We start from the raw sequence: 20509 nt of genomic DNA on the forward strand, positions 1-20509 counted from the left end.
AACGGAGGTTGGCCCGGGGTCCGGCATGAAGCACCAATGCCAGAAGTTCCGCGAGACCGGCGCCCTTGTTTAACCTTGGAGAAACTTGCATGAAAAAGACTCTCGTCGCGCTGGCCGTCATGGCCGCCGCCGGTGCCGCTTCGGCCCAGTCGTCCGTGACCCTGTTCGGTATCGTTGACCTGGCTGTCCAGTACGGCTCGGGCTCCACCAGCGACCGTCTGCGCCTGGTCCCCAACGGCTACAACTCCAGCCGCCTGGGTTTCCGCGGCGTTGAAGACCTCGGCGGCGGCCTGCAGGCCTCCTTCTGGCTGGAAGCCGGTATCGAAGCCGACTCCGGCATCGGCCAGGCCACCAACACCAACAACCAGGCTTCCGGCGCCACCACGAACACCGGCCTGCTGTTCAACCGTCGTGCCACCCTGAGCCTGGCCGGTGGTTTCGGTGAAGTGCGCCTGGGCCGTGACTACACGCCCCAGTTCTGGAACCTGACCGTGTTCGATCCCTTCGGCACGAACGGCGTCGGCACCAACATCATCCCCAGCGCTGGCGTGACCGGCGTGCGCGCTTCCAACAGCATCGGCTACTTCCTGCCCCGCAACATCGGCGGCTTCTACGGCCAGGCACAGTACTACATGGGTGAGAACCTGGAAGGCGCTGCCACCGAAGACGACGGCACCGGCTACGGCATCCGCCTGGGCTACGCCGCAGGTCCCTTCGACGTCGCTGCCGCCTACGGCAACACCGAGTACGCCGCCGCTGACGTGACCGTCTGGAACATCGCCGGTAGCTGGAACTTCGGCATGGCCAAGCTGTTCGCCCAGTACCAGCAAGACGAAGGCGTGGCTGCTGCCGACCGTACCGGCTGGCTGATCGGCGCCACCGCTGGCGTCGGCGCCGGCGAAATCCGCGCTGCCTACTCGCAGACCGAAGTGGACACCGCTGCCAACCCCCGCAGCCGCAAGCTGGCCCTGGGCTATGTGCACAACCTGTCCAAGCGCACGGCCGTGTACACCACGATCGCTCGCGTCCGCAACGACGGCGGCGCTGCCCTGGCTCTGGGCGGTGCTGCGACCGGCGCGAACACCAGCTCCACTGGTTTCGACCTGGGCGTTCGCCACTCCTTCTAATCCCCGGGCCGGCTCCGGCCGGCTTTTGGATGAAGAAACTTGAAAGCCGCCTTCGGGCGGCTTTTTTTATGGGAGCTTGGAACGAGCAGCCACAGAGCTGCGCTTGCAGGACGTCGTCGTGAACCGTTTGAGTGCGCTGGCCGTCGCCGGCATCGTCTCGGGCCTGCTGGCCGGGTGCGCGAGCACCCCGCCCTCCGAGGACATCGGCCAGAGTGCCTGGGCTGGGCACACCCGCCTGATGCCGGCCCCGGCCCCATCACCTTCCGCGCGGTGGCATCACCACACCTTTCCCGGCAAGAAGGCCAGCGCCTACCGAAGCGCGCACAAGGCCGGCCGAAGCGCGCTCGCCGCGCAGGCGGACGGCTCGGCCAGCATGCTGCGCCAGCGCCTGGACCTGCCGCCCGAGTCGCTCGGCGCGCTGCGGTTTTCCTGGTACGTGCCGGCGCTCATCGACGCCGCGGTCCTGGGCACGCGCGAAGCCGACGACTCGCCCGTGCGGATCGTCCTGGCGTTCGAGGGCGACCGCAGCCGCTTGTCCGCGCGCGACGCCATGCTGTCCGAGCTGTCGCAGACGCTCACGGGCGAGCCCATGCCCTACGCCACGCTGATGTACGTGTGGTGCAAGGATTGCGCTCAGGGCGAGGTGATCGGCCATGTGCGCACCGGGCGCATCCGCAAGATCGCGGTCGAGTCGGGTTCGGCGCGCTTGAACCGCTGGTTGGACTACGAGCGCGACGTCCGGGCTGACTACGAGCGTGCCTTCGGCGAGCCCCCCGGACGGCTGGGGGGCATCGGCCTGATGACCGATGCCGACAACACCCGCTCCACGGCGCAGGCCTGGTACGGCCCGCTGACCTTGCTGCCCCCCGCTGTTGCGCGGAATCCATGAATGCACCGCCATGGGGAAACTCCCGGTGAGGCAGCGGGCACGCCTGTTGCATAGTCCGCTCCTCTTCACTTACAGGTAGCTTTCGATGAAGTACCAGATCGCCCTGCTGGCCGCCGCCGCGTCGGCCGCTTTGATGATCGCCCCGGCCGTGCAGGCCAAGACGTTCAAGTGGGCCAGTGCGGCCGAAATCTCCACCTGGGACATCCACTCCCAGAACAACGCGCTGCAGAACGGCATCCACGCCGCGGTGTACGAGTCGCTGGTCTACTACAACAGCCGCACCTTCAAGGTCGAGCCCATGCTGGCCACGTCCTGGACCCTGGTGCAGCCGAACCAGCTGCGCGTGAACCTGCGCCAGGGCGTCAAGTTCCACGACGGCAGCGCCATGACGGCCGACGACGTGGTCTTCTCGCTGCAGCGCGCGATGGCCAAGACCTCCAACTTCTCGCCCTATGTGGTCGGCTTCGACCGCATCGTGAAGGTCAACGACAACACGGTGGACATCTTCACCAAGGGCCCGAACCCGGTGCTGCTGAACCAGCTCACCGAACTGCGGATCATGAGCAAGGCCTGGGCCGAGAAGAACAACTCGGTCGAGCCCAAGGACATCCGCAACGTCAACCAGGAAACCTTCGCCAACCGCAATGCCATGGGCACCGGCCCCTACATGCTCAAGCAGTGGGTGCCCGACCAGCGCATGGTGCTGGCCAAGAACCCCAACTGGTGGGGCACGGCCGAGACCAACGTGACCGAGATCGTCTACACGCCGATCAAGTCCGAGGCCACCCGTGTCGCCGCGCTGCTGTCCGGCGAGATCGACATGCTGCTGGATCCCAGCCCCCAGGACCTGCCGCGCCTTCGCAACAGCGGCAACCTGAAGGTGATCGACGGCGTCGAGAACCGCACCATCTTCTTCGGCCTGGACCAGTGGCGCGACGAGCTGCCCGGCTCCAACGTCAAGGGCAAGAACCCGCTGAAGGACCAGCGCGTGCGCCAGGCGCTCTACCAGGCCATCGACAGCGACGCCCTGCACCGCGTCACCATGCGCGGCCTGAGCCAGCCCACCGGCACCATCGTGGCGCCCCAGGTGGCCGGCTGGACCGAGGGCGTGCACAAGCGCATGCCCTTCGACCAGGAAGGCGCCAAGAAGCTGCTGGCGGACGCGGGTTATCCGCAGGGCTTCGAGGTGGACTTCGCCTGCCCGAACAACCGCTACATCAACGACGAAGAGATCTGCCAGGCCGTCACCGCCATGTGGTCGCGCATCGGCGTCAAGGCCAAGCTGCGCACCATGCCGCTGGTGACCTACTTCCCCATGATCCAGCGCCACGAGGCCAGCATCTACATGCTGGGCTGGGGTGTCCCCACCTTCGACGCCCTCTACAGCCTGCAGTCGCTCACGCGCTCGCCCGGCACCGGCGGTGACGGCAACTACAACGTGGGCAAGTACAGCAACCAGCGCATGGACTACATCGTGGACCGCGTGAAGGTCGAGACCGACCTGCCGGTGCGCAACCGCCTGCTCACCGAAGGCCTGCAGCTGAGCAACGACACGGTCTCGCACATTCCGCTGCACAACCAGATCATCCCCTGGGCCATGAAGAAGAACGTGGAAGTCGTGCACCGCGCCGACAACCGCATCGACTGGCGCCTGGTCAAGGTGAACTGATGCGGGCTGGCCGGTGGCTCACCGAGCGCCGGCCACGCGGCCTCTCGGGTGGCCCCCCACCCCAGCCCTCCCCCAGAGGGGGAGGGGGAAGTCCTCTCCTTCCCCCTCTGGGGTAAGGCAGGGATGGGGGCCTCGCCCGCCGGCCGCGCCGCTTTTTTCCGCGCACCGGCTCCATGGACAGCTCTTACCCTGTTGCTGCAATAATTCAAGCTTAAAGAAAACCCCGAGTCCGGCCTGCAGCCCGCCCTGCTAGCATGACCGCGCCCCCTGGCGGTCCACGCACCTTTTCCTCGCATGTTCGCCTTCATCCTGCGCCGCCTTGCCCAGGCCATCGTCGTCATGGTCTCGGTGGCCTTCATCGCCTTCCTGCTGTTCCAGTACGTCGGCGACCCCATCGTCTTCCTGCTGGGCCAGGACGCCACCCCTGAACAGATCCGCGAACTGCGCACCGACCTGGGCCTGGACCGGCCCTTCATCGTGCAGTTCTGGCACTTCCTCATGAATGCCGCCCAGGGCGAATTCGGGCTCAGCCTGCGCCAGGGCGCCGCGGTCTCGCGCCTGATCGCGGAGCGCTTCCCGGCCACGCTGGAGCTGGCCCTGGTGGCCGCCGGCCTGGCGCTGCTGATCGGCGTGCCCATGGGCGTGTTCGCGGCGCTGCGGCGCGGCAGCTTCATGAGCCAGGTGTTCATGACGATTTCCCTGCTGGGCGTATCGCTGCCGACCTTCCTCATCGGCATCATGCTGATCCTGGTCTTCGCCGTCACCCTGGGCTGGTTCCCCAGCTTCGGCCGCGGCGAGACGGTGCAGCTGGGCTGGTGGAGCACCGGCCTGCTCACGGCCAAGGGCTGGCACCACATCGTGCTGCCGGCGGTGACCCTGGCCATCTTCCAGCTCACGCTCATCATGCGGCTGGTGCGCGCCGAGATGCTGGAGGTGCTGCGCACCGACTACATCAAGTTCGCCCGCGCGCGCGGCCTCTCGGACCGGGCCATCCACTTCGGCCACGCGCTGAAGAACACCATGGTGCCGGTGATGACCATCACGGGCCTGCAACTCGGCGGCCTGATCGCCTTCGCCATCATCACCGAGACCGTGTTCCAGTGGCCCGGGATGGGGCTGCTGTTCATCCAGGCGGTCACCTTCGCGGACATCCCGGTCATGGCGGCCTACCTGTGCCTGATCGCGCTGATCTTCGTTGTCATCAACCTGGTGGTGGACCTGCTGTATTTCGCGGTCGATCCCCGGCTGCGCGTCGCACACTGATGACTCCCTCCCGAAGCGCCTTCGGCATGCACCCCTCAGGGGGCGCCACCCGCGGCCCGGCGAAGCCGGTTCCGCGGTGGCCGCTGGCCTACGTTTGCTCTGCGGTGGCCTTGCCGACCTTTTTCGAGGTGCGCCCATGATGCCCGTCACCACGCCCCGCCTGCGGGCCAACGGACGGGTGTTCGCGCACATCGCGCAGTACCACCCGGACCTCACGGCCTTCCGGCGCGACCTGCACGCGCACCCCGAACTGGGCTTCGAGGAGGTCTATACCTCCGGCCGCGTCGCGGAGGCGCTGCGCCTGGTGGGCGTGGACGAGGTGCACACCGGCATCGGCAAGACGGGCGTGGTCGGCGTGGTGCGCGGACGCGGGCGGGGCACGCGCATGATCGGCCTGCGCGCCGACATGGACGCGCTCACCATGAGCGAGGCCAACGAGTTTCCCTGGCGCTCGGCGCGGCCCGGCATGATGCACGGCTGCGGCCACGACGGCCACACCGCCATGCTGGTGGGCGCGGCGCGCTACCTGGCCGAGACGCGCAACTTCGACGGCACGGCGGTGCTGATCTTCCAGCCGGGCGAGGAGGGCTTCGCCGGCGCCCGGGCCATGGTGCAGGACGGCCTCTTCGAGCGCTTCCCCGTGGAGGCGGTCTATGCCATGCACAACTGGCCGGCACTCAAGCCCGGCATGATCGGCACCAACCCCGGCCCCATGATGGCCGCGGCCGACCGCGTCACCATCGAGATCACCGGCAAGGGCGGCCACGGCGCGCATGCCTACCTCGCGGTCGATCCGGTGCTGGTGGCCGCGCATATCATCACCGCCGCCCAGAGCATCGTCTCGCGCAACGTGCGGCCCACGGACGGCGCCGTGGTGAGCCTGTGCGCCATGCAGGCCGGCGACCTGCACGCCATGAGCGTCATCCCGGCCAAGGCCACGCTGGTGGGCACCGTGCGCAGCTTCCGACCCGAGGTGCAGGACCTGCTGGAGCGGCGCCTCTCGGAGCTGTGCAGCGCAGTGGCCCTGGGCTTCGGCGCCACCGCCACGGTCAACTACGAACGCATCTACCCGGCCACCGTGAACAGCAGCGCGCAGGCCCACTTCGCCTGCGACGTGGCGCAGGGCCTGGTGGGCGCCGACAACGTGGTGCGCGACCTGGAGCCCAGCCTGGGCTCCGAGGACTTCTCCTTCATGCTGCAGGTCAAGCCCGGCGCCTACCTGCGCATCGGCCAGGGCGGTGAGGGCAGCTGCATGCTGCACAACAACCGCTACGACTTCAACGACGACATCCTGCCGCTCGGCTCGGCCCTCCACGCGAGCCTGGTGGAGCAGTCCCTGCCGCTGGCCGTCGCCCTGCCGGCGGTCCCGCACTGATTTCCACGCGCGCGCGTGCCACCGCATCCCCTCGTCCCCAAGGAGCTCTCATGACAATCCGGGTCCATGCACTGAAATTCACGCTGGCTTCCCTCGCCGCGGCGGCCTGCCTTTCGGTCGGCGCCGAGACGGTGCGCATCGCCAACCAGGGAGATGCACTCTCCATGGACCCGCACTCGCTCAACGAGTCGCTGCAACTGAGCATCACGCAGAACGTCTACGAGCCGCTGGTCGGGCGCAACAAGGACCTGTCGCTCGCCCCGGCGCTGGCCACCGCCTGGAAGCAGACCTCGCCGACCGTGTGGCGCTTCGACCTGCGCAAGAACGTGCAGTTCCACGACGGCACGCCCTTCACCGCCGACGACGTGGTCTTCTCCTTCGCGCGCGCCGCCGGCGAAGGCTCGGACATGCGCAGCTACATGAACGACGTCCAGGAGGTGCGCAAGATCGACGACCACACGGTGGAAGTCGAGACCAAGACGCCCTTCCCCATCCTGCCGGACGTGCTCTCGCAGGTGGCGATCATGAGCAAGAAGTGGAGCGAGACCAACCAGGCCACGCGCCCGGTGGACCGGCGCAAGGGCGTGGAGAACGCGGCCTCCTTCCGCGCCAACGGCACCGGACCCTTCCGCCTGCGCGAGCGCCAGCCCAATGTGCGCACCACCTTCTCGCGCAACGGCAACTACTGGGGCCAGATCGAAGGCAACGCGACCGAGGTGATCTTCACGCCCATCACCAACGACAGCACGCGCGTGGCCGCGCTGCTCTCGGGCGAGGTGCACGTGATGGAGCCCATTCCGGTGCAGGACATCGCGCGCATCAACGCGCACCCGAGCACCCGCGCCGTCACCGGCCCGGAGCTGCGCACCATCTTCCTGGGCATGGACCAGAAGCGCGACGAGCTGCTCTTTTCCAGCGTGAAGGGCAAGAACCCCTTCAAGGACAAGCGCGTGCGCCAGGCCTTCTACCAGGCCATCGACATCGAGGGCATCAAGCGCAGCGTGATGCGCGGCGCCTCCAACCCCACGGCGCTGATGGTCGGACCCGGCATCAACGGCTTCGCGCCCGAGTTGAACAAGCGCCTGCCCTACGACCCCGAGGCGGCGAAGAAGCTGCTGGCCGAGGCCGGCTACCCCAACGGCTTCGAGGTCACGCTCAACTGCCCGAACGACCGCTACGTCAACGACGGCCAGATCTGCGAGACCGTCGCCGCCAACCTGTCGCGCATCGGCGTGAAGGTGAACCTGGCCGCCGAGACCAAGGGCACCTACTTCCCCAAGGTGCTGCGCCGCGACACCAGCTTCTACATGCTCGGCTGGACACCCAGCACCTACGACGCCCACAACGCACTCAACGCCCTCATGCGCTGCGTGGACGACAAGGGCGCGGGACAGTTCAACCTGGGCAGCTACTGCAACCCCAAGGTGGACGAGCTGATCCTGAAGATCCAGGCCGAAACCGACAAGGCCAAGCGTGACGCCATGATCAAGGAAGCCTTCAAGCTGCACCAGGACGACATCGGCCATCTGCCGCTGCACCAGCAGGCGCTGGCCTGGGGCGTGAACCGCAAGGTGGACCTGGTCCAGCTGGCGGACAACTACATGCCCTTCAAGTGGATCACCGTAAAGAAGTAACCCCCCCCCGAAGCGCCTTCGGCGCCTCCCCCCCAGGGGGGGCGCCACCAGCGGCCCGGCAAAGCCGGTTCCGCGGTGGCCGCTGGTATGTGCCCCTTCTCTCGTGACGAGTGATTTTTTGATGAGACAGACTCTTGCGCGCTGGTATGACAGCGATGTGGCCTACAGCTTCCGCAGCTCGCCGACGGCCTTGGTGGCGGCGCTGGTGGCGCTGGTCTGCGTGGTCAGTGCGCTGTTCGCGCAGTGGATCGCGCCGCACAACCCCTTCGACCTCACCACCCTGGAGCTGAGCGACGCGCGGCTGCCCCCGGCCTGGGAGGCGGAAGGCAAGCTGCGCTACCTGCTCGGCACCGACGACCAGGGGCGCGACATCCTCTCGGCGCTGATCTACGGCGCCCGCATCTCGCTGGCCGTGGGCGTGGTGTCGGTGGTGCTGTCCATGGTGATCGGCGTGTCGCTGGGGCTGCTCGCGGGCTTCCGGGGCGGCTGGGTGGACGGCTTCCTCATGCGCCTGTGCGACGTGATGCTGTCCTTTCCGGCCATCCTGGTGGCGCTGCTGATCGCGGGCGTGGGGCGGGCCATGTTCCCCAACGCGCAGGAGTCGGTCGCCTTCGGCGTGCTGATCCTGTCCATCACGCTCACGGGCTGGGTGCAGTACGCCCGCACGGTGCGCGGCTCCACGCTGGTGGAGCGCGGCAAGGAATACGTGCAGGCGGCGCGCGTGACCGGCGTGGCGCCGCTTCGCATCATGGTGCGCCACGTGCTGCCCAATGTGCTCGGGCCGGTGCTGGTGCTGGCCACCATCCACGTGGCCACGGCCATCATCACCGAGGCCACGCTGTCCTTCCTGGGCGTGGGCGTGCCGCCCACGCAGCCCTCGCTGGGCACGCTGATCCGCGTGGGCAACGACTATCTCTTCTCGGGCGAGTGGTGGATCACCATCTTCCCCGGGCTGATGCTGATCCTGATCGCGCTGTCCGTGAACCTGCTGGGCGACTGGCTGCGCGACGCGCTGAACCCCCGCCTGCGCTGAGAAGCCGAGGCACCGTCCCATGAGCCTGCTACAAGTCAAGAACCTGGTCGTCGAATTCCCCGGCCGCCGCGGCACCCTGCGCGCGCTCGACGACATCTCCTTCGATATCGCGCCCGGCGAGGTGCTGGGCGTGGTCGGCGAGTCCGGCGCCGGCAAGTCCCTCACGGGCGCGGCCATCATCGGCCTGCTGGAGCCGCCCGGCCGCATCGCCTCCGGGCAGGTGCTGCTGGAAGGCCGGCGCATCGACAACCTCCCGGCCGACCAGATGCGCCATGTGCGCGGCCGCAAGATCGGCGCCATCTTCCAGGACCCGCTGACCTCGCTGAACCCGCTGTACACCGTGGGGCGCCAGCTGACCGAAACCATCCGCGCACACCTGCCGGTGGACGCGGCCGAGGCGCGCCGGCGCGCCATCGCGTTGCTGGAGGACACCGGCATTCCAGCCGCCGCCGAGCGCGTGGACCACTACCCGCACCAGTTCTCCGGCGGCATGCGCCAGCGCGTCGTGATCGCGCTGGCCCTGGCGGCCGAGCCCAAGCTCATCGTGGCCGACGAGCCCACCACCGCGCTAGACGTCTCCATCCAGGCGCAGATCATCCAGTTGCTCAAGCGCATCTGCCGCGACCGCGGCGCCGCGGTGATGCTCATCACCCACGACATGGGCGTGATCGCCGAGACCTGCGACCGCGTGGCCGTCATGTACGCCGGCCGCGTGGCCGAGATCGGCCCCGTGCACGAAGTCATCAACCAGCCCGCGCACCCCTACACCGCCGGCCTCATGGCGGCCATCCCGGACATCGAGGTGGACCGCGAACGGCTCAACCAGATCGACGGTGCCATGCCCCGCCTGAACGCCATCCCGCGCGGCTGCGCCTACAACCCGCGCTGCCCGCGCGCCTTCGAGCGCTGCACCGAGGAGCGCCCCGAGCTGCTCGCGGCCGGCGCCACCCGCGCCGCCTGCTGGCTGCACGATGTCCATGCCGGAGTCGCCGCATGACCACCACCGTCCTCGCCTCCGTCCCCGCCGCACCGGCGGCCGATCCGCAGCCCACGCGCGCCAGCCAGGCCGGCGCCACCGTCGGCCCGCTGGTCCAGGCCCGTGACCTGGCCAAGACCTTCGACGTCTCGGCGCCCTGGCTCAACCGCGTGCTCGAGCGCCGCCCGCGCCAGCTGCTGCATGCCGTGGACGGCGTGAGCTTCGACATCGAGAAGGGCAAGACGCTCGCCCTGGTCGGCGAATCCGGCTGCGGCAAGAGCACCGTGGCGCGCCTGCTGGTGGGCCTGTACCAGCCCACGCGCGGCGGCCTGGTCTTCGACGGGCAGGACGCGCACGCCGCCTTCCGCACCCGCCAGGGCCGCCAGCTGCGCCGGCGCATCCAGATGATCTTCCAGGACCCCTACGCCAGCCTCAACCCGCGCTGGAGCGTGGAGGGCATCGTGGGCGAGCCGCTGCGCGAGCACGGCCTCATCACCGACAAGGACGCGCTGCGCCAGCGCGTGGGCGAACTGCTGCAGTCGGTGGGCCTGTCGCCGCTGGACATGAGCAAGTACCCGCACCAGTTCTCGGGCGGCCAGCGCCAGCGCATCTCCATCGCCCGCGCCCTGGCCACCGAGCCCGAGTTCCTGGTCTGCGACGAGCCCACCTCGGCGCTGGACGTCTCGGTGCAGGCGCAGGTCCTCAACATCATGAAGGACCTGCAGCGCAAGCAGGGCCTGACCTACCTCTTCATCTCGCACAACCTCGCCGTCGTGCGCCACGTGAGCGACCAGGTCGGCGTTATGTACCTGGGCCGCCTGGTGGAACTGGCCGACAAGCAGGAGCTCTTCGCCCGCCCGCAGCACCCCTACACGCGCATGCTGCTGGACGCCATCCCCAAGATGCACGACACCGGCAAGGCCCGCACGCCGGTGCAGGGCGAGGTGCCCAACCCGCTCAACCCGCCTTCGGGCTGCGCCTTCAACCCGCGCTGCCCGCATGCGAACGAGCGTTGCCGCGCGGAGCGGCCGCAGCTGCTGCATCTGCGCGGCATCCGCGTGGCCTGCCATGCGGTGGAGGAGGGGCGGATCTAGTGTCCCGTCCCACCGGGACAGGCCATCAGCGTCCGTGTGGCGGCTCGGTCGAGGTCATCCTCGCAAGCCGCTCCTTCAGGTCCGTCAAACCGTCATAGCCCAGGCTGCGACAGAAGCGCACCACCGTGGGCGTGCTCACGCCCGAGCGTTTCGCGATCTCGCTCACGGGCCAGCGCGAGAACGCCGCGGGGTCCTTCAGCGCGAGCTCGCCCACGCGCCGTTCGGCCGGGGGCAGCCGCGGGCCCATGGAGCGGATGCGGTCGAGCACCTCTGCGCCTGGCACGGCCTCAGCACTCCTCGCTCCAGCAGAAGCCGTCGCGCGCGATCATGGCGCTGGAGGCGCTGGGTCCCCAGGTGCCCGCGGCGTAAGGGCGCAGGCCGTTGCGGTCGTGGCGCCAGTAGTCCAGCAGCGGCTCCACCCAGCGCCAGGCTTCCTCCTGTTCGTCGCTGCGCACGAAGAGGTTGAGCCGGCCGTCGATCACGTCCAGCAGCAGCCGCTCGTAGGCGCCCACGCGCTCGGCGCCGAAGCGCTGGGTGAAGTCCAGGTTCAGGTGCACCGGCGTGAGCACGGAGGTACTCGTGCGCGCCGCCTGCCGGTTCTCCTGGCCCTGCGACATGAGGTGCAGTTCCAGCCCGTCGCGCGGCTGCAGGTTGATGACGAGCTTGTTGGCCGCGCCCATGGGGACGTCGTAGATGGCGTGCGGGGCGGGCTGGAAGTTCACCACGATGTGCGCGTCGCGCGCGGCCAGGCGCTTGCCGGTGCGGATGTAGAAGGGCACGCCCGCCCAGCGCCAGTTGGCGATTTCCGCGCGCAGCGCGACGAAGGTCTCGGTCTGGCTGTCGGGCGCGACGCCCGGCTCCTCGCGGTAGCCGCGCACCGCCTCGCCCGCCACCCGTCCGGCGGTGTACTGCCCGCGGATGGCATGCTGGCCAAGCGACTGCACCGTCCAGGGCTTGAGGGACCGCAGTACCTTGAGCTTCTCGTCGCGGATGGCGTCGGCGTGCGCGTTGATCGGCGGCTCCATGGCCAGCGCGCACAGCAGCTGCAGCGCGTGGTTCTGCACCATGTCGCGCAGGGCGCCGGTGCTGTCGTAGAACGCGCCGCGCTTTTCCACGCCCAGGTCCTCGGCGATGGTGATCTGGATGTTGGCGATGTTCTCGCGCCGCCACAACGGCTCGAAAAGCGCATTGCCGAAGCGCAGCGCAAAGAGGTTCTGCACCGAGGGCTTGCCCAGGTAGTGGTCGATGCGAAAGATCTGCTTCTCGCCGAAGCCGCGCCGCACCGCCTCGTTGATGGCGCGGTTGGAGGCCAGGTCATGGCCCAGCGGCTTTTCCAGCACCAGCCGGGTCTGCGGCGTGTTCAGGCCCGCGGCGGCGAGTTGCTCGCAGGCGGTGGTGAACAGGCCGGGCGCGGTGGCCAGGTACATCACCACCGTGTCGGCCTGCCGCTCCTGCAGCTTCTGGCGCAGGCGCTCGTAGTCGGCCGGCTTGGACAGATCCATGCGCAGGAAGCTCAGCAGGGCGGCGAAGCGGTCGAATTCCTCGGCGCTCGGGCGCTTGGCCAGCTCCACGTTGTCGAAGCGGCCGCGGATCAGGGCGCGGTACTGCTCGTCGCTGAGGTCGTCGCGCGCGATGCCGATGATGCGCCCCGGCGCAGGCAGGCTGCCGTGGCGGAAGGCCTGGAACAGGGCCGGCATGAGCTTGCGCCATGCCAGGTCGCCCGTGCCGCCGAAAAGGACGAGGTCGAAGCTCATGCACTCACTTTTTCGTTGTCGCAGGCCAATGTAGCGCGGCTTGCCGCAGCCGAAGCGCGAAAGCGTAAACCGGGAGGCTTTCCCCGCGTGTGGGAGCAGGACGGATTCGCCGCCCACGCGCCGAGCGCCCCGCCCCCGGGGCACCCCGCCCGATAATGGCCGGCATGAACCAACTCGAGGCCCTCAAGCAGTTCACCACCGTCGTGGCCGACACCGGTGACTTCCGCCAGCTGGCGCAGTTCAAGCCCACCGACGCCACGACCAATCCTTCCCTCATCCTCAAGGCCGTGCAGAAGCCCGAGTACGCGCCGCTCATGCACGACATCGTGGGCCGCCACCGCAGCGCGCCGCTGGACGAGACCATGGACCGCCTGCTGGTGCGCTTCGGCACCGAGATCCTGGGCATCATTCCCGGCCGCGTCTCCACGGAGGTGGATGCGCGCCTGAGCTTCGACACCGAAGCCACGGTCGCCCGTGCCGAGCGGCTCATGGCCCTGTACCGCGCCGAGGGCGTGGGGCCCGAGCGCATCCTGATCAAGATCGCCTCCACCTGGGAGGGCATCCAGGCGGCCGCGCGCCTGCAGCGCCAGGGCGTGCGCACCAACCTCACGCTGCTCTTTTCCTTCTGCCAGGCCGTGGCCTGCGGCGAGGCCGGCGTGCAGCTCATCTCGCCCTTCGTCGGCCGCATCTACGACTGGTACAAGAAGTCCGCCGGCAGCAACTGGGACGAGGCAGCCAGCGCCGGCGCCAACGACCCCGGCGTCCGCTCGGTCCGCCAGATCTACCAGTACTACAAGCGCCACGGCATCGCGACCGAAGTCATGGGCGCGAGCTTCCGCAACACGGGGCAGATCCTGGCGCTGGCCGGCTGCGACCTGCTCACCATCAGCCCGGAGCTGCTCGCGCAGCTCGCCGCGAGCGAAGCGCCGGTCACGCGGGCACTGGATGCGGCCGGTGCGGACACCGACCTGCCCCGCCAGCACTTCGACGAGCCCGCCTTCCGCTGGGCGCTCAACGAGGACGCCATGGCCAGCGACAAGCTGGCCGAAGGCATCCGCGCCTTCGCGGCCGACGCCGTGAAGCTGGAACAGCTCATGAAGGCGATCTGAGAAGCTGTGAACGGATCCGCCACGCCCGCCTCGGCCGCCAAAACGCGGCCCCTCTGCGTTGCAAATGCTCGCCATAGCCCAAGCCATGGCTGCGCTTTGCGCCTTGATCGGCCACGTTCTGGCGCCCGCTTCGGACGCGCCGAATTCATTCACAGCTTCTGATCCCATGGCTTTCGACCCCGCCGTCTTTCCGCGCTGCGACCAGACCCCCGTGTGGGAGGGCCTGGCGCGGCACTACGAGTCCGAAGGCAAGGACTTCGACCTGCGCCAGGCCTTCGCGCGCGACGCGCGCCGCTTCGAGGACTTCAGCCTGGACGCCCCGCATGTCTTTTGCGACCTGTCCAAGAACCTGCTGGGCCGCGACACGCGCGCCATGCTCACCGAGCTGGCGCAGGCCTGCGGCCTGCCCGCGCAGCGCGACGCCCTCCTGGGCGGCGAGACCGTCAACCTCACCGAGCAGCGACAGGTGATGCACTGGCTGCTGCGCTATCCGGCGCAGCAGGCGGCCTTCACCCCGCCCGCCTTCGATGCGCGCCGCGCCGAGCTGGCCGAGGTGCACGCCACGCTGGAGGCCATGCTCGCCTACGCCGAGCGCATCCGCGCCGACGAGGGCATCACCGACGTGGTCAACATCGGCATCGGCGGCTCGGACCTGGGGCCGCAGATGGCCGTGGCCGCGCTGCAATCGTTCGCCGATCCGGCGCGCCGGCGCATGCACTTCGTCTCCAACGTGGACGGCCATGAGCTCGACGCCGTGCTGCGGGGCCTGCGGCCCGAGCGCACCCTGTTCCTGGTGGCCTCCAAGACCTTCACCACCATCGAGACCATGACCAACGCGCGCTCGGCGCGCGACTGGTTCGCTACGCAGGGCGGCACCGACGTGGCCCGCCACTTCGCGGCCCTCACCACCAACATCGATGCGGCGCGCGAGTTCGGCATCGAAACCACCTTCGGCTTCTGGGACTGGGTGGGCGGGCGCTACTCGCTCTGGTCGGCCATCGGCCTGCCGATCGCCATCGCGGTGGGCACCACGCGCTTTCGCGAGCTGCTGGGCGGTGCCCACGCCATGGACGCGCATTTCGCCACCGCGCCGCTGGAGGCCAACCTGCCGGTCCAACTGGCCCTGCTCGATCTCTGGTACCGCAACTTCCACGGCTTTGGCAGCCGCAGCATCGCGCCCTACCACAGCAGCCTCAAGCGCCTGCCGGCCTACCTGCAGCAGCTGGAGATGGAAAGCAACGGCAAGCGCGTGGACCGGCAGGGGCAGCCCGTGTCCTTCGCCACTTCGCCCGTGCTTTGGGGCGAGCCCGGCACCAACGGCCAGCACGCCTACTTCCAGATGCTGCACCAGGGCACCGACGTCACGCCCGTGGAGTTCATCGCCGTGCGCGAGGCGGCTCACCGCCTGCCGGGCCACCACGAGCAACTGCTGGCCAACGTGCTCGCACAGGCGCAGGCGCTGATGCAGGGCCGCGAGGACGCAGGCGGGCATCGCCACTTCACCGGCAACCGCCCCAGCACCTTCCTGCTGCTGGAGCGGCTCGACCCCGCATCGCTCGGCGCGCTCATCGCGCTGCAGGAGCACCGCGTCTTCTGCAGCGGCGCGCTCTGGGGCATCAACAGCTTCGACCAGTGGGGCGTGGAACTGGGCAAGGTGCTCGCGCGCGATCTCACGCCCAGGCTGGCGTCGGGCGACGTGAGCGGGCTGGACGGCTCGACGGCGGGGCTTCTCAAGCGCCTGCGCTGAGCTATCCTCGCCAGCGACCGAGGAGAGACCCGCGCATGAACTTCACCGACGCCGTCAAGACCTGCCTGCGCCAGTACGCCACCTTCACCGGCCGCGCCAGCCGGCCGGAGTTCTGGTGGTTCATGCTGTTCGTGCTGCTGCTCTCCATGGCAGCCTCCCTCATCGGCCCGCGCGTGAATGCGCTGGTGACGCTGCTCCTGCTGCTGCCCAGTATTGCCGTGGCCGCACGCCGCCTGCACGACATCGACAAGAGCGGCTGGTGGCAACTCGTGAGCCTGGTCCCGCTGGTGGGCTGGCTCGTCACGCTGTACTGGTACGTGCAGCCGAGCCAGCCGTCGGGGAATCGCTTCGGGTGAGGTAGCGCCAGGGCAAGTGTTATCAAACATTTGCCGCGTTTGTTGGATAAGGGCCTCCTCCACCGCGACTCGGCACCTCGTTCGAAGCACCCGGCCGCGGCGCTGAAGACAGCGCCCCGCCCGCGCCCCGCCGGCCACGCGTGGGCGCGGGCGGCCGACAAAGAAAAAGGCCGGGGTCTCCCCCGGCCTTTCTGTTCTGGCTGGAACCGCGGAAGACGCCGTGCGCCGTCCGCGGAGCCTGGACTTACATGTCCATGCCGCCCATGCCACCCATGCCACCCATGCCGCCGCCGGGCATGGCCGGTGCGTCCTTCTTGGGCGCCTCGGCCACCATGGCTTCGGTGGTCAGCATCAGCGAAGCGACCGACGCGGCGTTCTGCAGCGCGGTACGGGTCACCTTGGTCGGATCCAGGATGCCCATCTCGATCATGTCGCCGTAGGTGTCGTTGGCGGCGTTGAAGCCGTAGTTGCCCTTGCCAGCCAGCACGGCGTTGATCACCACGCTCGGCTCGCCGCCGGCGTTGGCGACGATCTTGCGCAGCGGCGCCTCGACGGCCTTGAGCACCAGCTTGATGCCGGCGTCCTGGTCGGGGTTGTCACCCTTGAGGTCGCCAACGCCCTGGCGGGCGCGCAGCAGGGCCACGCCACCGCCGGCCACGATGCCTTCTTCCACGGCAGCGCGGGTGGCGTGCAGCGCGTCTTCCACGCGGGCCTTCTTCTCCTTCATCTCGACTTCGGTGGCGGCACCGACCTTGATGACGGCCACGCCGCCGGCCAGCTTGGCCACGCGCTCCTGGAGCTTCTCGCGGTCGTAGTCGGAGGTGGCTTCCTCGATCTGCACGCGGATCTGCTTGACGCGCGCCTCGATATCGCCCGCGGCGCCGGCGCCGTCGATGATCGTGGTGTTTTCCTTGCCCACTTCGATGCGCTTGGCCTGGCCCAGGTCGGCCAGGGTCACCTTCTCGAGCGTCAGGCCCACTTCTTCAGCGATGACCTTGCCGCCGGTCAGGATGGCGATGTCTTCCAGCATGGCCTTGCGACGGTCGCCGAAGCCCGGTGCCTTGACGGCCACGACCTTCAGGATGCCGCGGATGGTGTTGACCACCAGGGTCGCCAGGGCTTCGCCCTCGACTTCCTCGGCGATGATCAGCAGCGGACGGCCGGCCTTGGCCACCTGCTCCAGCGTGGGCAGCAGGTCGCGAATGTTGCTGATCTTCTTGTCGAACAGCAGCACGAAGGGGTTCTCGAGGATCGCGGACTGCTTCTCGGGGTTGTTGATGAAGTAGGGCGACAGGTAGCCGCGGTCGAACTGCATGCCCTCGACCACGTCCAGCTCGTTGCTCAGGCTCTTGCCGTCCTCGACGGTGATCACGCCTTCCTTGCCGACCTTGTCCATGGCGTCGGCAATGATCTTGCCGATGGACTCGTCGCTGTTGGCGGAGATGGAACCGACCTGGGCGATTTCCTTGGAGGTGGTGGTGGGCTTGGTGGCGGCCTTGAGCTGGTTCACCAGGACTTCGACGGCCTTGTCGATGCCGCGCTTGAGGTCCATGGGGTTCATGCCGGCGGCCACGTACTTCATGCCTTCGCGCACGATGGCCTGGGCCAGCACGGTGGCGGTGGTGGTGCCGTCACCGGCGTTGTCGCTGGTCTTGGAAGCGACTTCCTTGACCATCTGCGCGCCCATGTTCTGGAGCTTGTCTTCCAGCTCGATTTCCTTGGCCACGGACACGCCGTCCTTGGTCACGGTGGGGGCGCCGAAGGAGCGCTCGAGCACCACGTTGCGGCCCTTGGGGCCCAGGGTGACGCCGACTGCGTCGGCCAGGATGTTCACGCCTTCGACCATGCGGGCGCGGGCGTCACCGCCAAAAATCACGTCTTTTGCTGCCATCTTGATGACTCCGGGAATTCAGTTGAACGGGGGCTGGATTACTTCATTTCGACGACCGCGAACAGGTCGTCTTCCTTCATGACCAGCAGTTCGTCGCCTTCGACCTTGACGGTCTGGCCGCTGTACTTGCCGAACAGGACGCGGTCGCCGACCTTCACGTTCAGCGCCATCAGCTCGCCCTTGTCGCTCTTGCGGCCGGGGCCGACGGCCAAGACTTCGCCCTGGTCAGGCTTCTCGGCCGCGTTGTCGGGGATCACGATGCCCGAAGCGGTCTTGGTCTCGTTCTCGAGGCGCTTGACGATCACGCGATCGTGCAGGGGACGAAGTTTCATGGGTGCTCCTTGTCTTCAATACAGGGGTGACGTCAAAAAGCGCCAACGGGGTTGACGCTTTGGCATGATCTCTGGGCGCGGGGGCTGTGTTAGCACTCGGGTCCAGCGAGTGCTAATCATAGTGGCATTCAGCCTGATTTCAAGATCTGCCCGGCCGCACGGGTCGGTGTGGGCCGGCGAGAACAGTCGCGTTCCGGGCGTCAGCCGGCTTCCAACGCAGCTCCCACGCCGCAAAGCGCGCGATGGGCTTGGCTCTGCCGCGGATGAGTCGGCGTCCGTGTCCTGAGCCCCGTTCGATGGCCGGCGCCAAGTCAGCTTCCTGACAGGCTGCCCCGCGCCCCCGCACCTTAGCCTCTCTGCCTTCATGCGCTTGCGGGCGCCAAGGGCCGCACGCCAAGCGCGCCGAAGAGGGAGGAAACATTGTCATCACCACAGCGGGCTCAGGTGTCGCTGCGTGCTGCTGCGCGGGTGCGGGGTGCGGCCGGCGCCGGCAGGCTGCGGCACGGGCGCGGCCAGCTCGCCCTGCTGCTCGCGGCCTTCTGCGTACCCCTGTCCGCGCAGGCGCAGGGTGCGGCGGACGCCGCACGGGTCATCGAAGAGGGCTTGCGCCGCCAGGAAGAGCGCAGCCGGGAGCCGCTGCAGCCCTGGCCCGCCCCCCGGCCAGTGCCGCGCCCCAGCCGTGCGGGCACGCCGGCCGATGCGGACCGGGCGCTGGCGCCGCTGCCGGCGGGATCGGTTTGCTTCCCCATCGCCGAGCTCACGCTCAGCGGCCCCGACGCCGCCCACTTCGCCTGGCTGCTCTCGCCGCCACTTGACGCGCTCGATCCTCCAGGCCGCTGCCTCGGCGCCGAGGAATTGACCGCCCTTGCGAGCGAGCTCGACCAGCGCCTGCTCTCGGCCGGCTACATCACCACGCGCGCCGCGCTGCCTGCCCAGAACCTCGCCAGCGGCCGTTTGCAGGTGCGGATCGAGGCCGGCCGCGTTGCCGACATCCAGATGCACGACGCCGACGCAGGTGTCGACGGAGCCGACAGTCGCTGGGGCACCTGGCGCAATGCCTTCCCCACGGCCCCCGGGGCGCTGCTGAACCTGCAGGACCTGGAGCAGGGCATCGACAACATGCGGCGGCTGCCCAGCCAGGAGGTCGGCATCCAGCTGGAGCCCGGCCTGCAGCCCGGCACCAGCGTCTTGCGCATCGCCCGGCGAACGCCGGGTGAGCGCATGCGGGGCAGCATCGGCCTGGACAACGGCGGCGGGGCCACGCTCGGGCGCACGCAGCTGAGCGCCAACCTTGCTTTCGACAACCCACTGGGCCTGTACGACATCGTCTCCGCCAGCGCGGGCACCAATGCCGAGCACCTGGGGCGCACGCACCGCAGCCAGAGCCTGGCGCTGCAGTACAGCCTGCCCTGGGGCTACCACCTGTTCAGCCTGGCCGCCACGCACAGCCGCTTCGCGCAGTACGCCCAGGGCACCACGGCGCGCTTTCTCTTCAGCGGCGAGAGCCGCGGCTTGAGCGCGGGCTGGCAGCGCACGGTCTGGCGCAGCGCCTCCGGCCGCTTCGACCTGCATGCCGGCCTGTCCACGCGGCGCGCCTCCAGCCACATCGACGACACCGAGATCCTGGTCCAGCGCCGGCGCACCACGAACCTCGAGTTCGGCATCGGTGGCCAGCGGTTCGTCGGCGGCACCGCGCTGGCCTTCGAACTGCACCGGCGCCGCGGCGTGGGCTGGTTCAGCGCGGAGCCGGACTTGGAGGACGCGCAGGCGGGCGGGCCTACCCTGCGCCCGCGCATTTGGCGCCTGAGCCTGTCGGCGCAGGACGACTTCACCTGGGGCGGGCGCCGCTGGCGCCTGCACGCGGCCCTGCGCGCGCAGCACACCCGCGACGCCACCCTGCCCACCGACCAGATCGCCATTGGCGGGCGCGGCACGGTGCGCGGCTTCGACGGCGACACCGTGCTGCTGGCCGAAAGCGGCTGGGTGCTGCGCAGCGAGCTGAGTACGCCGTTGCTTGCGCAGGCGCAGGGCGCCGACCTGCTCGCCGTCGCCGCCCTGGACCACGGCCGTGTCTGGGGGCCCGCTGCCGTGAGCCTGCCCGGCCACACCCTCACCGGCGCCGCCCTGGGCCTGCGCGGCCGGCGCGGCGGCGCCTGGTTCGAGGCCCTGCTGGGCCTGCCCCTGCACCAGCCCGAGGGCTTTCCGTCCCGCAGCCGCACCCTGGTCCTGAGCCTCACGCAGACCTTCTGAGGAAACCTCC

Annotated in this window: 17 protein-coding genes; 13 read left to right on the forward strand and 4 right to left on the reverse strand. The window is 68.9% G+C overall.

The genetic code is table 11. The features are described from left to right. Window positions 1–89 precede the first annotated feature (89 nt). From EZ242_RS17475 to EZ242_RS17515, 9 genes are all read left to right on the forward strand, one after another. Window positions 90–1127, forward strand: a complete 1038-nt coding sequence (locus tag EZ242_RS17475; protein WP_135286487.1) for a porin — start codon at window positions 90–92, stop codon at window positions 1125–1127. Between the two features lie 118 nt (window positions 1128–1245). Further along, window positions 1246–2016 carry a DUF3047 domain-containing protein gene (locus EZ242_RS17480; protein ID WP_240787141.1) on the forward strand — a complete coding sequence of 257 codons (771 nt, stop codon included), beginning with the start codon at window positions 1246–1248 and terminating at the stop codon, window positions 2014–2016. Window positions 2017–2101: 85 nt separating this feature from the next. Next, entirely contained in the window at window positions 2102–3685 is a 1584-nt protein-coding gene (locus EZ242_RS17485; RefSeq protein WP_135286488.1) for an ABC transporter substrate-binding protein, read from the forward strand. Between the two features lie 294 nt (window positions 3686–3979). Next, window positions 3980–4948 (forward strand): ABC transporter permease, encoded by a 969-nt coding sequence (locus EZ242_RS17490; protein ID WP_135286489.1) that lies wholly within the window; start codon window positions 3980–3982, stop codon window positions 4946–4948. Window positions 4949–5084: 136 nt separating this feature from the next. Beyond that, complete coding sequence (locus EZ242_RS17495) at window positions 5085–6323, forward strand: M20 aminoacylase family protein (RefSeq protein ID WP_135286490.1); 1239 nt, start codon at window positions 5085–5087, stop codon at window positions 6321–6323. Window positions 6324–6373: 50 nt separating this feature from the next. Beyond that, window positions 6374–7957 (forward strand): ABC transporter substrate-binding protein, encoded by a 1584-nt coding sequence (locus EZ242_RS17500; protein ID WP_135286491.1) that lies wholly within the window; start codon window positions 6374–6376, stop codon window positions 7955–7957. A 121-nt stretch (window positions 7958–8078) separates the two neighbouring features. Next, the gene (locus EZ242_RS17505; RefSeq protein WP_135286492.1) at window positions 8079–8990 is read left to right on the forward strand and encodes an ABC transporter permease; all 912 of its coding nucleotides are present in this window, start codon (window positions 8079–8081) and stop codon (window positions 8988–8990) included. Between the two features lie 19 nt (window positions 8991–9009). Then, the gene (locus tag EZ242_RS17510; RefSeq protein ID WP_135286493.1) at window positions 9010–9987 is read left to right on the forward strand and encodes an ABC transporter ATP-binding protein; all 978 of its coding nucleotides are present in this window, start codon (window positions 9010–9012) and stop codon (window positions 9985–9987) included. Then, window positions 9984–11060: an ABC transporter ATP-binding protein gene (locus EZ242_RS17515; RefSeq protein WP_135286494.1), complete on the forward strand. Its 1077-nt coding sequence runs from the start codon at window positions 9984–9986 to the stop codon at window positions 11058–11060. The genes EZ242_RS17510 and EZ242_RS17515 overlap by 4 nt, the downstream gene beginning before the upstream one ends. Window positions 11061–11085: 25 nt before the next feature. On the opposite strand, the gene EZ242_RS17520 is transcribed toward EZ242_RS17515, so the two are convergent. Continuing rightward, window positions 11086–11343 (reverse strand): MurR/RpiR family transcriptional regulator, encoded by a 258-nt coding sequence (locus EZ242_RS17520; protein WP_338101470.1) that lies wholly within the window; start codon window positions 11341–11343, stop codon window positions 11086–11088. Window positions 11344–11347: 4 nt separating this feature from the next. Next, the gene (zwf, locus tag EZ242_RS17525) at window positions 11348–12814 is read right to left on the reverse strand and encodes a glucose-6-phosphate dehydrogenase (protein ID WP_135286495.1); all 1467 of its coding nucleotides are present in this window, start codon (window positions 12812–12814) and stop codon (window positions 11348–11350) included. A 164-nt stretch (window positions 12815–12978) separates the two neighbouring features. Here zwf and tal point away from each other — a divergent pair, with 164 nt between their 5' ends. The 3 genes from tal (at window position 12979) to EZ242_RS17540 (ending at window position 16026) form a co-directional block, all read left to right on the forward strand. After that, window positions 12979–13923: a transaldolase gene (tal, locus tag EZ242_RS17530; RefSeq protein WP_135286496.1), complete on the forward strand. Its 945-nt coding sequence runs from the start codon at window positions 12979–12981 to the stop codon at window positions 13921–13923. 166 nt (window positions 13924–14089) lie between these two features. Further along, window positions 14090–15670 carry a glucose-6-phosphate isomerase gene (gene pgi, locus EZ242_RS17535; protein ID WP_135286497.1) on the forward strand — a complete coding sequence of 527 codons (1581 nt, stop codon included), beginning with the start codon at window positions 14090–14092 and terminating at the stop codon, window positions 15668–15670. 35 nt (window positions 15671–15705) lie between these two features. Next, entirely contained in the window at window positions 15706–16026 is a 321-nt protein-coding gene (locus EZ242_RS17540) for a DUF805 domain-containing protein (protein ID WP_135286498.1), read from the forward strand. 244 nt (window positions 16027–16270) lie between these two features. Here EZ242_RS17540 and groL read toward each other — a convergent pair whose 3' ends face one another. Both groL and groES read right to left on the reverse strand, forming a co-directional pair. Continuing rightward, a complete protein-coding gene (gene groL, locus EZ242_RS17545; RefSeq protein ID WP_135286499.1) occupies window positions 16271–17917 on the reverse strand; it encodes a chaperonin GroEL in 1647 nt (548 codons plus the stop codon). Window positions 17918–17955: 38 nt separating this feature from the next. Further along, window positions 17956–18249 (reverse strand): co-chaperone GroES, encoded by a 294-nt coding sequence (gene groES / locus EZ242_RS17550; RefSeq protein ID WP_135286500.1) that lies wholly within the window; start codon window positions 18247–18249, stop codon window positions 17956–17958. A gap of 420 nt (window positions 18250–18669) precedes the next feature. On the opposite strand from groES, the gene EZ242_RS17555 reads away from it, so the two are divergent. Beyond that, entirely contained in the window at window positions 18670–20499 is a 1830-nt protein-coding gene (locus tag EZ242_RS17555) for a ShlB/FhaC/HecB family hemolysin secretion/activation protein (protein ID WP_240787142.1), read from the forward strand. The last annotated feature ends 10 nt before the right edge of the window (window positions 20500–20509 follow it).

The organism is Ramlibacter rhizophilus (genome assembly GCF_004681965.1).
Taxonomy (GTDB): Bacteria; Pseudomonadota; Gammaproteobacteria; order Burkholderiales; family Burkholderiaceae_C; genus Ramlibacter; species Ramlibacter rhizophilus.

Coding starts and splice junctions, on each gene's coding strand:
- EZ242_RS17475 (WP_135286487.1), top strand. CDS start 90: ATGAAAAAGACTCTCGTCGCGCTGGCCGTCATGGCCGCCGCCGGTGCC.
- EZ242_RS17485 (WP_135286488.1), top strand. CDS start 2,102: ATGAAGTACCAGATCGCCCTGCTGGCCGCCGCCGCGTCGGCCGCTTTG.
- EZ242_RS17490 (WP_135286489.1), top strand. CDS start 3,980: ATGTTCGCCTTCATCCTGCGCCGCCTTGCCCAGGCCATCGTCGTCATG.
- EZ242_RS17495 (WP_135286490.1), top strand. CDS start 5,085: ATGATGCCCGTCACCACGCCCCGCCTGCGGGCCAACGGACGGGTGTTC.
- EZ242_RS17500 (WP_135286491.1), top strand. CDS start 6,374: ATGACAATCCGGGTCCATGCACTGAAATTCACGCTGGCTTCCCTCGCC.
- EZ242_RS17505 (WP_135286492.1), top strand. CDS start 8,079: ATGAGACAGACTCTTGCGCGCTGGTATGACAGCGATGTGGCCTACAGC.
- EZ242_RS17510 (WP_135286493.1), top strand. CDS start 9,010: ATGAGCCTGCTACAAGTCAAGAACCTGGTCGTCGAATTCCCCGGCCGC.
- EZ242_RS17515 (WP_135286494.1), top strand. CDS start 9,984: ATGACCACCACCGTCCTCGCCTCCGTCCCCGCCGCACCGGCGGCCGAT.
- zwf (WP_135286495.1), bottom strand. CDS start 12,814: ATGAGCTTCGACCTCGTCCTTTTCGGCGGCACGGGCGACCTGGCATGG.
- tal (WP_135286496.1), top strand. CDS start 12,979: ATGAACCAACTCGAGGCCCTCAAGCAGTTCACCACCGTCGTGGCCGAC.
- pgi (WP_135286497.1), top strand. CDS start 14,090: ATGGCTTTCGACCCCGCCGTCTTTCCGCGCTGCGACCAGACCCCCGTG.
- EZ242_RS17540 (WP_135286498.1), top strand. CDS start 15,706: ATGAACTTCACCGACGCCGTCAAGACCTGCCTGCGCCAGTACGCCACC.
- groL (WP_135286499.1), bottom strand. CDS start 17,917: ATGGCAGCAAAAGACGTGATTTTTGGCGGTGACGCCCGCGCCCGCATG.
- groES (WP_135286500.1), bottom strand. CDS start 18,249: ATGAAACTTCGTCCCCTGCACGATCGCGTGATCGTCAAGCGCCTCGAG.